The organism is Brevibacillus sp. MS2.2, from assembly GCF_013284345.1.
GTDB lineage: Bacteria > Bacillota > Bacilli > Brevibacillales > Brevibacillaceae > Brevibacillus > Brevibacillus brevis_C.
In genome coordinates, this window is the sequence record NZ_JABSUZ010000035.1 from 25,866 (window position 1) to 37,699 (window position 11,834).

The 11,834-nt window shown below is 47.5% G+C and carries 16 protein-coding genes; 6 read left to right on the forward strand and 10 right to left on the reverse strand.

The annotated features are described in order from the left end of the window. Positions 1-24: 24 nt before the first annotated feature. The 3 genes from HP568_RS24115 to fabL all read right to left on the reverse strand — a co-directional run bounded on the left by HP568_RS24115 (position 25) and on the right by fabL (position 1,893). On the reverse strand, positions 25-561 hold the full coding sequence (locus HP568_RS24115; RefSeq protein WP_007729805.1) for a DUF402 domain-containing protein: 537 nt from the start codon (positions 559-561) through the stop codon (positions 25-27). Between the two features lie 48 nt (positions 562-609). Further along, on the reverse strand, positions 610-1,023 hold the full coding sequence (locus tag HP568_RS24120) for a GNAT family N-acetyltransferase (protein WP_016742780.1): 414 nt from the start codon (positions 1,021-1,023) through the stop codon (positions 610-612). A 111-nt stretch (positions 1,024-1,134) separates the two neighbouring features. Continuing rightward, a complete protein-coding gene (gene fabL, locus HP568_RS24125) occupies positions 1,135-1,893 on the reverse strand; it encodes an enoyl-[acyl-carrier-protein] reductase FabL (RefSeq protein WP_012684763.1) in 759 nt (252 codons plus the stop codon). 196 nt (positions 1,894-2,089) lie between these two features. Between fabL and HP568_RS24130 the strand changes: the two genes are divergently transcribed. Continuing rightward, positions 2,090-2,314: a hypothetical protein gene (locus HP568_RS24130; protein ID WP_007729801.1), complete on the forward strand. Its 225-nt coding sequence runs from the start codon at positions 2,090-2,092 to the stop codon at positions 2,312-2,314. A 51-nt stretch (positions 2,315-2,365) separates the two neighbouring features. On the opposite strand, the gene HP568_RS24135 is transcribed toward HP568_RS24130, so the two are convergent. Next, entirely contained in the window at positions 2,366-4,333 is a 1,968-nt protein-coding gene (locus HP568_RS24135) for a methyl-accepting chemotaxis protein (RefSeq protein WP_173630448.1), read from the reverse strand. Positions 4,334-4,550: 217 nt separating this feature from the next. Beyond that, entirely contained in the window at positions 4,551-4,823 is a 273-nt protein-coding gene (locus HP568_RS24140; RefSeq protein WP_173630449.1) for a hypothetical protein, read from the reverse strand. Between the two features lie 38 nt (positions 4,824-4,861). Between HP568_RS24140 and HP568_RS24145 the strand changes: the two genes are divergently transcribed. The 3 genes from HP568_RS24145 (at position 4,862) to HP568_RS24155 (ending at position 6,211) form a co-directional block, all read left to right on the forward strand. Continuing rightward, a complete protein-coding gene (locus HP568_RS24145; protein ID WP_017250143.1) occupies positions 4,862-5,014 on the forward strand; it encodes a hypothetical protein in 153 nt (50 codons plus the stop codon). 142 nt (positions 5,015-5,156) lie between these two features. Then, positions 5,157-5,315 (forward strand): YrzI family protein, encoded by a 159-nt coding sequence (locus HP568_RS24150; RefSeq protein WP_111914411.1) that lies wholly within the window; start codon positions 5,157-5,159, stop codon positions 5,313-5,315. A gap of 119 nt (positions 5,316-5,434) precedes the next feature. Beyond that, positions 5,435-6,211, forward strand: a complete 777-nt coding sequence (locus HP568_RS24155) for a Cof-type HAD-IIB family hydrolase (protein WP_173630450.1) — start codon at positions 5,435-5,437, stop codon at positions 6,209-6,211. Between the two features lie 41 nt (positions 6,212-6,252). Here the strand turns inward: HP568_RS24155 and mutY are convergent, their stop codons facing one another. Next, positions 6,253-7,359: an A/G-specific adenine glycosylase gene (gene mutY, locus HP568_RS24160; protein WP_048031422.1), complete on the reverse strand. Its 1,107-nt coding sequence runs from the start codon at positions 7,357-7,359 to the stop codon at positions 6,253-6,255. A 21-nt stretch (positions 7,360-7,380) separates the two neighbouring features. After that, positions 7,381-7,671: an MFS transporter gene (locus HP568_RS24165; RefSeq protein ID WP_173630451.1), complete on the reverse strand. Its 291-nt coding sequence runs from the start codon at positions 7,669-7,671 to the stop codon at positions 7,381-7,383. A 159-nt stretch (positions 7,672-7,830) separates the two neighbouring features. Between HP568_RS24165 and HP568_RS24170 the strand changes: the two genes are divergently transcribed. Together HP568_RS24170 and HP568_RS24175 are read left to right on the forward strand one after the other, a co-directional pair. Continuing rightward, the gene (locus HP568_RS24170; protein ID WP_048031420.1) at positions 7,831-8,820 is read left to right on the forward strand and encodes a metal-dependent hydrolase; all 990 of its coding nucleotides are present in this window, start codon (positions 7,831-7,833) and stop codon (positions 8,818-8,820) included. A 141-nt stretch (positions 8,821-8,961) separates the two neighbouring features. Continuing rightward, the gene (locus HP568_RS24175; RefSeq protein ID WP_173630452.1) at positions 8,962-9,507 is read left to right on the forward strand and encodes a pyridoxamine 5'-phosphate oxidase family protein; all 546 of its coding nucleotides are present in this window, start codon (positions 8,962-8,964) and stop codon (positions 9,505-9,507) included. Positions 9,508-9,564: 57 nt separating this feature from the next. On the opposite strand, the gene HP568_RS24180 is transcribed toward HP568_RS24175, so the two are convergent. From HP568_RS24180 to HP568_RS24190, 3 genes are all read right to left on the reverse strand, one after another. After that, positions 9,565-10,011, reverse strand: a complete 447-nt coding sequence (locus HP568_RS24180; RefSeq protein ID WP_173630458.1) for a carboxymuconolactone decarboxylase family protein — start codon at positions 10,009-10,011, stop codon at positions 9,565-9,567. A gap of 72 nt (positions 10,012-10,083) precedes the next feature. After that, entirely contained in the window at positions 10,084-10,974 is an 891-nt protein-coding gene (gene sigJ / locus HP568_RS24185) for an RNA polymerase sigma factor SigJ (RefSeq protein ID WP_173630453.1), read from the reverse strand. Continuing rightward, on the reverse strand, positions 10,974-11,768 hold the full coding sequence (locus tag HP568_RS24190) for a dioxygenase family protein (protein WP_173630454.1): 795 nt from the start codon (positions 11,766-11,768) through the stop codon (positions 10,974-10,976). Before HP568_RS24190 ends, sigJ begins: the two co-directional genes overlap by 1 nt. Between the last annotated feature and the right edge of the window lie 66 nt (positions 11,769-11,834).

Genomic DNA, 11,834 nt, shown 5'->3' on the forward strand with positions numbered 1-11,834 from the left:
TCCCCCGGTCATTCGGGAAAGGGATTATTCCTCATCATCTCGTACTAAAAGATAACGCTCGTACCAACGTTGGACAAAACCGTTCTGAAAAGGGCCACGTCGTGCGCTTACCCAATCCAGCACCTCTCGCAATGCTGTCTGCACTCTTTCCACAACAAATGGAGGATAGTTCATCTGTTTGCTATGCAAAAGAAACTCCTCTTCGTCGAGAATTGAGTACGTCATATCAGGAAACACTTTTACGTCGAGATCATAGTCTATGTAGCTTAGCAATTGTCCCTTCATGCTGAAGGGCGAACCAATGTTGCAATAATAATAAATACCGTCATCACGAATCATGGCAATGGTATTGAACCACTGGCCTCTACCAAATGTACAAATGGCCGGTTCACGCGTACGCCATTCCCGCCCGTCTGCTTCTGTCACCTTGACCCGATCATTTCCCCCAATCACCACCGCATCACTGGTATGAATCAACGTGGATTTGTCCCATATGCGGTGCAACGAATGGTCATGTTTATAACTTTCTATGCGGATATTGGAGCCCGGAGTTGGTGACATGACTCTCCCCTTTCTTCTCTTCTCTATTTGAATGGGGACAAGCCTCCTTTAAGAAGAGAGCTTTTTGGAAAGTGTAACATATTTTTGTACTTCATAGCCAAGTGAAAGGTAAAACGGAAGGACTTCCGGATTTGATTGATTGACCATGATCAAGACGTTATTGACACCTCGTTGCTTGAAACGCTTTTCAATTGCTTCAACGAGTTCGCGACCAATACCTGAGCCTTGCATCTCTGGAAGTACAGCCAATCGGTAGAAATAGGCACGTGCTCCGTCGATCGTGCCAACCACGACTCCTACCACTCTGCCTTCAATTTCTGCAACCATTACCAGATCGCTGTCCCAAGCCAAATGCTGGGCCAAATCGTTCAATGACTCTTTGTCCGATTGGTCCAACCCCGTCTCCTGCCAAATACGTGTGATAGCCGAATAGTCACCGAGTCGAAACGGACGAATCAGCATGTGTTGCCTCCTTCGTAACCTTCTTCCTCTATTGTACAACACATGGACAACTTTGTCTTGTGTCGCAACACCACAAAGTCTCCAACTCCATACTCCATCTACCATAAATCATTATGTCAAAAGAGAAATACCGCCGTCTACAATCAATGTTTGTCCGCGAACCATCCATGCTTTGTCGGAGAGCAAGAACATCACGGCATTAGCCAAATCTTCTGGCTCCACAATGCGTCCTGCTGGCGTACGCTCTGCTGAGCTGCCGAGTAATTCTTCACGATTCGGGAAATGTTTGAGTGCATCCGTATCCACCGCTCCGCCTGATACAGCGTTTACTACAATATTATGCGGTGCGAGCTCGACTGCCAAGTAACGAGTAATCGCTTCTACAGCTGCCTTCGATACGCCAACCGCTGTATAGTTGTCGAGAACGCGAATGGACCCAAGGCTGGACAAGCTCACGATTTTTCCGCCGTTACCACCCTTGATCATTAGTTTTGCCGCTTCTTGCGCACAGAACAACAGCGCCTTGCTGTTAATTTCCATGGTCCAGTCCCAATGGCTTTCTTCCAGCTCCATCAGTGGACGCAGTACACCCGATGCCGCATTGTTCACAAATACATCCAAGCGACCGAACTCCTGGTCAATTTCTGCGAACAACTCTTTGATTTTTGCTACATCCCCTACATTGGCTTTGATCAGATGGACACGAGCGCCCTTTGCTTCCAGCTCTGCTGCCGCTTCTCTTGCCGCAGTGCGGTTACGCAAATAGTTCAGTACCAGGTCATAGCCTTGTTCTGCCAATTGAAGCGCAATCGCTTTTCCGATTCCTCGCGTTCCGCCAGTAACCAGTGCTACTTTTTTCGTTGTATTCATAAAAAGATTACCTCCCAACCTGACCAACTATTAATAGCAGGTACTAATAAGTAAAAATCACTTATTCATTATACAACTCCACCTGCGCTTTTTCTACCTGCGGAAAAAATCCCGGCATGACTTGATCCTCTCGACTATAGCCATACTAAGCTCGCAGTATCAGGCAAGCCACTACCACATAAGGAGGAATGGCAGGGTGTACATAGGTCGGGAATTGTCCGAATTAACCATGGTGCCACTGGCTGATTGGGAAATGAATGAGCTGCTTTATTACCATCACAGTTTTTCACAGTTGGCAGCTTATCTCAGTGCAGAAGGAGCCTCTCTTCACGTCAAAGTCATCCATGAGCTTGAATCCCGTGGGCCAGTGAATGGAGATAGCGGGGGATGGGATCATTCCTCGTCACCTATTTACGATTAAGTTAAAAAAAACCGGCTGCTCGTGTATATAAACACGGCGCCGGGCTTATTTTTAGATACGGAATTTGCCGATCTGGTTTTGCAATTCCTCCGCGAGGTGTTCAAGAGAAACGGCTGAAGAAGCGATCTCTTCCATAGAAGCTAGCTGCTCCTCGGCAGCTGCGGATACACTTTGTGTTCCATCAGACGCTTGCAGTGTCACTTCGGAAATATGACCAATAATCTCAACCACTTGCTGTGCCCTTGTGGAGAAATCACGCGTCGCTTCAGATACCTGACCGATTTTCTCTGCCACTTCATTGACGGCTGATTGAATTTGTTCGAAGGACTGGCCAGCTTCGTTCACTTTTTCGATACCTTCCGTTACTTCACGCTTGCTCTGATCCATAACAATCACAGCATGATTTGTCTCCGCTTGGATCGCGGTGATTAGCTGACTAATTTGCTGTGCCGAGCTTGCGGATTGCTCTGCCAGCTTGCGTACCTCATCAGCCACCACAGCAAAGCCTCGTCCATACTCCCCTGCTCGTGCCGCCTCAATTGCTGCATTTAGTGCGAGCAGATTGGTTTGGTTTGCGATGGCAGTGATCACATCCACGATGTTTCCGATCTCTTGGGAACGCGTCCCCAGATTATCCACGACGTTTGCCAGTCCGTGAATCGATTCGCTGGATGCGTTCATTTGCAACACAGCAGATTGAATGGCTTTGTTTCCGGTCACTGCCAAGTCCGACGATTCCTGGGCTGCAGTGAATACGTTTTGTGTATGCTCTGCGATCTGACCAATTCTTGCCGACATTTGCTCGACTGCTGCGTTACCCTCTTGCGTATGGGAAACTTGCTGCTCGGTTCCCTCCGCCATTTCTTGCATGGTCTCTGCAATCTGCTCTGTCGCTTTGCTTGTCTGATCCGCACTTGCAGCGAGCTGCTCTGCCGATGAAGCCAGTTGCTGAACAGAATCATTCACAGAATGGAGCAAGGAACGAAGAGATACCGCCATATGATTGAAGGCTTTGCCCAACGTACCCAACTCATCGTCACTTCGTATATCTACTTGTTGTGTCACATCGCCTTGGCTTATTTTTTCCGCTGCTTCTGTCAACATGCGCAAAGGACGGAGTAAGGAGCGCAAAATCAGGTAAATGACTCCGCCAGCTACCACCAACGCAGCAATTATAATCACGAGCATCGTGTAAAAAATCGGATTTGCTGCTTCTGCTGCTTCACTTTCATACATCACGCCAACCAGCTTCCAGCCCGTATTTTCATTCGTAGTAAACACGGCTTGGACAGGGTTTCCTTCGTGCTGAAATTGTAAGCGACCTGACTCTTCTGCATATACAGTATCTACCCAAGACTCTGCAATCTCAACACCAGACTCTCCATTTGGATTGACTAGCATTTTTCGGTTTTTATCCAAAATCGCCATATATCCTTGGGTACCGATTTTCGCTTGCTTGACCGTCGCGTCCAGAGCTGTCAGTTGAATATCAATTCCCAGAACACCGGATTTATCTGGCAAGGACATCGCCATTCCCAACACGATTTTTCCGGTTATGGCATCAATGTATGGGTCCACAATGATGCTCTTGCCTGGTTGCTTCATGGCTGCTATGTACCAATCCCTCTTTCGCGGGTCGTATCCCTCTGGAAGCTTCGAATCATTCGCAGTCAGCATGCCACCATTTTCGTCCCCAATATACACTTCACTCACTTCCGGGTTCATTGCGAGAAAACGCTTGAATTTCTTTTTCGTCTCCATTTTGGTCTCTTCTAAGATGTCATGGCGTACAATATCAGAAGCAATCCATTCCACATTCCTCGATTGCTCCATCAGTGTGTGATTCAAAAGCGCATCTATCAGCCGAACATTTTCAGAGGCAGTCGTAAGCAATTCATCTGACAACTCAGCCTTGGCACTCTGGTAAGAAAGCAACCCGAGCAAGAGCATGGGGATCACTAATATTGTGGAAAATGTAGCGATTAGCTTGGTTTTTACAGTCAGTCTGGGTGTTTTCATTCGCTAGCATCACCTTTCTACTTGTCATGATTGTCCTATATGGATACCCGCTATATGCTCATTGCAAACCTTCATTTACCCACCAAACTGCACATTCGTTTATTATTTATTATTTTTTATTATATTCAGAATATACTTTCTTCTAGAAATAGGTAAAAAATCGCTTTACAACAAGAAAAAAATGCCATATTCTAAGAGTACGTTCCACACACTACTACTACGGAAAGAAAGGAGGCAGCACCATGATGATGATAGCAATGAATCTAAATCCAGCTCTTATTGATCGTCTTGTGGATGTTCCAACTAAATATAGCAGCGCCTCCTGGGTCGACGAATTCCAGTAGTATTCGTACTCTTCAACATTTCCATTTCGTCTATTACCGACCACAGGCGTTGTTGCTTGTGGTCTTTCTATGTCCTTCAAAACGGCATGTCCGTTTTTGTTGCCAGAAGACCGCAGGCTTTCGCCCGTGGTCTTTTTCTTTCTCATCAATTAACATTTTCCACCTTGAAAGGGGGTGATTGGTAATGGTACTGAACTTCTTGCTTTTCACAGTCAAGATTGAACGCAACAAGGAACAAGCGGAGACACTTTTCGCAGAATCTGCACGCTGTCGCTATCTCGAAGAACGCGCCGAAGAACATGCTTTTCAAGCAGCACAATTTGTGAGCCGCATTTAATGGACGAAACACGATTACTTGACTACAGGAGGGATTTTGGTATGAAAAACAAACAACGGCGTCAGATGATGAGGTTTACAGGAGTCAAAGCGATAGATGGCAGCTGACTGCACCAAACTAACGGGATGGGAGGGATACACTCATGTACATTCCAATGATTTTCTTCACAATCATTATTGAGAAACGGAAATTGACACCGAAGCAAATGGAAGCAAAATACATGCAACAACAAGCGCTGAAACGCCTCGAAGAACAAAAGCATCAGATCGTCACACAATTTCCAGAGTTTTTGATTCGATAAAAAGAAACAGTTTTACAAAGATCATGTCTGCGGGGGCATGATCTTTTTATTTTCCACTGCTCTTCCCCTCTCTCGAAGCTCTATAATGGATTCAAAAGAGAAAAGTGGGGAGTGAAATCATGGAGTATCAAATCGTCTTTTTAGACATTGATGGAACACTTGTCAATGAAGAGAAAATCATACCACCGGATACACTCGAAGCCATTCAAGAGCTGCAAAGAAACAAGATCGAGGTCGTTTTAGCAACAGGCAGAGCTCATTATTATTTTGACGAGCTTGCCCAGCAATGCGGCATCGACTCGTATGTCAGTTGCAATGGCGCATATGTCGTCTATCAAGGAAAAACCATTTATGATCACCCAATCCCGACCAAAACACTCGAACAGTTGCAGCAGATTGCGACTCAGCACGACCATCCCATCGTGTTTCAAGGCAGTACGGCGGGCTTTTCTACCCATAAGCAGCATCCGTATTTGGATTGGACCTTTCAGCAATTGAAGCTTGATTCCCCCGATCACAATGCGGACTTTGCCCATTCTGAAAATATTTATCAAGCGTTGTTGTTTACACCAGATACACACGAACGACAGTACAGAGAAGAGATTCCTGCTCTCTCGTTTATACGCTGGCATGAGTATTGTATGGATGTTTTTGCGAAAAGCGGTTCAAAAGCTATCGGTATTGAAGCGCTCCTCTCGCATATCGGGCTTGCGCCAAGCAAGGCAGTTGCTTTTGGAGACGGTCTGAATGACAAAGAAATGCTCTCCTATGTCGGGATGGGGATCGCGATGGGCAATGCGCATGAGGCTTTGCTGCCGCATGCCAATTATGTAACGCGCCGCGTCGATGATGGAGGGATATCTCACGGCTTGCGTCACATCGGTTTGATGAAATAAATTAAAGCTGCCGAGAAATGCTCGACAGCGTTGCCTACTTGTTATTTTTGTCCCAACAGCTCGCGAATTTTTTGATGCGCCATTGGAATGGTGTAAGCATCTAATTCCTCCCAAGCTGCGTATCTTGCATGAGCGGGGAGCTCTTCCCCTTCGATCCAGTCACAGGACCATACTTGCATGTTCCATTGCAAGTGGGAGAAGACGTGCTGAACCGTGCCTAGCGGCTGCATGACTTCTACATCGATTCCGAATCGTTCACGCAAACCGATTGCAAGTGCCTCCTGCTTGGCAGCATCACTTTCCTGTTCGGTTTCAACAGTAGGGAATTCCCACATGCCAGCGAGAAGCCCTTGATCGGGGCGTTTGTTCATCAATACTTTGCCGTCGCGAATGATAATGCCTACTTGCAGATCAACAGGACGTGGAGGTTTGGCTTTGCCTTTGACCGGCAGCTCTTCTGCCACTCCCTCCTGACGCGCCATACAGTAGTCAAACACCGGACAGGTCAAGCATTGCGGAGTGCGCGGCACACAGACCATCGCTCCCAGCTCCATTAAAGCCTGATTGAAATCTCCCGCTCTTCCCTCTGGAATGACTTGGCGTACGAGATGCTCGATTTTGATTCTTGTGGCAGGCTTGGCAATGTCATCGGTTAAATACAGCAGGCGTGAAAAAACACGCATAACATTTCCATCCACAGCCGGCTCCGCCTTTTCATAGGCAATGCTAAGAATGGCACCTGCTGTATACGGACCAACACCTTTTAGTGTAGCGATCTCTTCTGGTGTATCCGGCACAACTCCTCCATAGCGAACCGTTACCTCGCGGGCTGCGGCTTGAAGATTGCGCGCGCGGGAGTAATAACCGAGTCCTTCCCACGCTTTTAAGACATCATCCTCGGGCGCTTTCGCTAAATCACTCACCGTCGGAAATTTCTCCATGAAATTCGCATAATAAGGTTTAACGGTCTCTACACGTGTTTGCTGAAGCATGATCTCCGATACCCAGATGCGATATGGGTCTTTGTTGATCCGCCAAGGCAAATCCCGCTTTTGTGAGTCGTACCAGGCCAGCAAATCCTGGGCAAAGCCAAACACATGAAATTGTTCAGGAAGTGTATATTTCAAGCTTTCTTTTTTTCTTGCCATTTCCGTTTACTCTACTCCTTTTCAACCCAGTTCCACGGGACGAAACGCCCACACATGCAGTTTCGCAGCTCCACCGGAAATACAGTCGCAAAAGTCTTGGTCTGCCAATCGGTTTGCCTTGATTTCTTCGTATACGTGAACAGTCTCGACCTCAAACGTTTCGACGAACAGACCGGGCTGATCCAAGCCCTCCATTAAGCGATACTGATGTGCACCCATCGCTTCCATTCGCTGAGCCATCGAGGTGAGCAATTGCAGAGCGTGACTCCGTTTTTCAGTATCCAGCTTGTATTCAATGAAAACCGTTAGCATGCGACATGTTCCTCCTTTAACGATTCAACGCTTTCATCATACCCTTCCCACCCCGTGCGAACAAGCACACAAATATTTTCAGAACGGGCGGGAATTAACCGTAGGCAAACGCTATAATAAACAATAAAAGTGGAAGGAAGGGAGGAAGACAACGATTCCATGGATACAGCCACACATTTTGCCATGGGCTTTGGATTGGCCGGGCTCGCCTATCTTGATCCTGTCGTAGCTTCTACTCCGTCACTTGCAGTGGCCGTCATGATTGGTACGGTCATTGGCTCGCAGGCACCTGATTTGGATGGCTTAGTCCGCCTTCGTGGTACCGCTGCCTACATTCGCAACCACCGAGGCGTTTCTCACTCGGTTCCCGCTCTATTTCTCTGGACTGGAGCCATTTTCGTTCTCATCCAGGCCATGATGCCACAGCCCCATTGGCTGCATTTGCTCGGCTGGATATTCCTGGCCGTCTGTTTACACGTCTTCGTTGACTTGTTCAATTCCTATGGCACAAAGGGCCTGTACCCGTTTCGCGATAAATGGGTGGCGCTCAACGCCATTTTCATTTTCGATCCGTTCATTTTCGCTGCTCATCTCGTCGGCTTTATGCTATGGGCGGCAGGCGCGCATCCTGGACACGTCTTTTTATGGATATACGTGATCATTGCGGGTTACTACTACTGGCGCTATCAGACGCAAAAACGAACCACCGAGCTGGTTCGTCAGCGAATCGGCAAAGCTGGTACCTTCACCATCATCCCTACTCTTTCCTGGACGTATTGGACCTTCGTAGCCAAGACAGACCAGCATTGGTATGTAGGTGAAGTCATTTCGGGGGACGTCGTCATCCTGGACACCTTCTCCATCAAACCGGAAAATGAGCGGATTGCGGCAGCCAAAAAAAGTTACAAAGTCCAATCCTTCCTCGCCTTTACCCATCATGTGCATGTAGAAACAAAGGAGCGTTCCTTTGGCTATGAGGTCAAATGGATTGATCTGCGCTACCGCTCCCGTTTTCAAGGGAAAAGTCACTACATGTTCGTCGCCGTGGTCTACCTCGATTTTGATCTGACCATTCGCGATTCCTTCGTCGGCTGGATCCACCGCGGAGAAGACCAGCTTACCAAAAAATTGGATTCCAAACGCTCGTAATCGACGAGACTGCCGCCCTTGCCAGTAGAGGGCGGTTATTTTTCGTCATCTGACCCGTTCATTTTTACCGAAATTGCACCTGTTCTCCTAGTCAATTACCCATTACGATCAAAATAACAACGACAGACTGGGGGACTCGACATGATACCAATTCGTTATTCCAAACGTACCATTACTGATCAGAAGCAAATTGACCAGTTTTTGCAAGTGGCAAAGGTCGGCCATCTCGGCTTGTCCAATGAAATCGAGCCGTACATCCTGCCTTTGAATTTTGCTTGGTGGAATGGCTGCATTTATTTTCACGGCGCGGATTCTGGCAGAAAAATCGAAATGATCAATGGCAACAACCGCGTATGCTTCAGTGTTTGTGAGGAGTACGGCACAATCGCCTCACCTGTGCCTGCCCATATCGATACGGCTTACATGAGTGTGTTTATCGCAGGGACCATTGAGCGTGTTTCTGAACCTGAGGAGATGCGCGATGCGATGCAATCCATGATCGACAAGTACGTCCCCGGCTACTATTCTGAACCGTTGCCTTTGCAGCATGTCATCAAGTATCGTTCTTCGATGGGCAGTACAACCGCCATTTTCCGGATTACGCCTACTGCGCTGACCGCCAAAGGCAATCCTCTTTCCGAAGAGAACCAGTTCTATCCAGGCAGAAAAGTCGAGATGGATGTATAGCAACGCAAAAAGACACGCTCCTTTTCATAAGAGGCGTGTCTTTTGCTTGACTGATCTTTACTTATTATACGGAGCACTCATTCCTGTGGAAATCGCGATTCGGTTCAAGCAGTTGATTGTATTGATTGCCATAATCAAGGCAACGTACTGGTTCTCGTCAAAATGCTCGCGAACCTGCTGGTAGAGCTCTTCAGAAACACCGTTTGCCGTAATGACCGTGACCGCTTCTGTCAGAGCAAGGACAGCGCGCTCTGCCTCTGTGTAAACCGCGGATTCTCTCCATACACTGAGCAAATAAATGCGTTGCTCTGTTTCACCGAGCTTGCGCGCATCCTGGGTATGCCTATCCATGCAAAAAGCGCAGCCATTGATTTGGGAAGCACGAATTTTGATCAGCTCAATTAGTTTTTTGTCCAAGCCGCTCCCATTCACGAAACCTTCTAGCTTGAGCATGGTTTGATACGCCTCGGGATTTGCTGCACGATGATTGAGTCTAGCTTGCATCATTCATCTGTCCTCTCCACTCGAATTTGCTTTCAACCTCAAAGACGAGTGAAGCGTCTTTCTTGTGACGAATCATTCATTTTCTTTTTGCAAATGGGCAAGCTTATCTGGATTGACCATCATGTACAAGCGTGCAATGCGATCTTCTTCTTCATTCATTGTGATCTGGATGATCATTTTCAACTGACCTTCGGAGTAGACGGCGATTCCATCTTGGCCATTCATCGAGCGAATCTGCATGGTAGCATGAGAAGCCCACTTCGGCCATACCCCCATCCAGAAGGCAGTAATCCGCTCGTCTGAGAAAATGGGATGAATAGCCGCACGGACTTTCCCGCCACCATCGCTGACAAACACAGCATCTTTTGTCAAAAGGCCTATCAACGACTTCGCATCTGACTTGGAGATGGCCTGCATTAGCTGTTCTACCAAGCCCGAAGTCCGATTCGGCTGAGGGACGATCGCCTGATATCCTGCTTCAGCAAGCTTTTTTCTCGCAAGACTAAACTTCTTCCGGCAATTTACTTCGGTCATTTCGAGCATCGCGGCAATTTCGCTGTATTCGTAGTCGAGTACCGTTCGGAGCACAAAAACGGCCCGTAGCATCGACGGTAGATTCTCCAATAGAACAAGCAAGCCATACGAGACTGCTTCTTCGGCAATCACCGTTTGCAGGGGATCATTGGTTTCTGAAGCGTCCAGCATCGGCTCCGGCAACCATTCCCCTACATACTGCTCCCGCTTCCAACGGGCTGATTTTAATAAGTCCAGACAGCGATTGGTCACCGCTTTGCACAGATAGCTTTTTACATGGTGAATGTCTTGGATGTCGGTACTTGCCAACGCAAGAAAAGTATCCTGAACAATGTCCTCCGCTTCCGTTACCGAGCCAGTCATCCGGTACGCAAGGGAAAACAGTAATGACTTATACTCCAGATAAACATCCTCCATGTGCACGGTCATTATTTCGTATCACCAAACTGCCAAAGGGTGTGACTGAGACTTCCATAACGGATGCTCATATGCAGACGCTTCGCTGTACGTTCATCATCGGCAGCTCCCATGACGTACACAAGCGGAACAAAATGCTCAGTTCCATACGCGGGAACAGCTTTTTCGGCATGTGGAGCAACCTCGCGATAGTTGGCGAGATCCTCGACATTCCAGTCAGTCAATGTTGTTTGCAGCCAGTCTTCGAATTGTTCCGCCCACTCAAAAGTATCACTATCGGACTCTCTCAGGTTCATATAGGAAAAGTTATGGACGGTTCCGCCACTGCCGAGGATCAGAATGTCTTTTTCGCGGAGCGGACTGAGTGCTTTGCCGATCTGATATTGCTCCTTTACAGTCAGGTTCGGATTAACCGATAAGGCAACAACAGGAATATCTGCATCCGGATAAATATGGCGCAAAACAACCCAGTGGCCATGGTCCAAGCCTCTTGTCGTGTTCAAAGCGACAGGAATACCAGCTTCCTGAAGAAGTCGGATTGTCTCATCCGCTACTTCACGATCTCCTTTTGCCGGATACTCGATTTCGTATAACGCTTGCGGAAAACCGCCAAAATCGTGAATGGTCGGGAAGGTGTCCATGGTTCCCACCATTTGATCATAGGCTTCCCAGTGAGCGGAAAAAATGACAATAGCACGTGGCTTGCGCGGGAGCAGGCCAGGCAATTGATTCAGTGATTCTGTATAGGCATTGTTTTCTATGGCAAGTAACGGGGCACCATGTGCAATGAAAAAAGACGGCATCATATGCGTACACTCTCCTCTATACTTTCTAAACTTAGTTACTTTTAGTAAGTATTATATCTCATAATC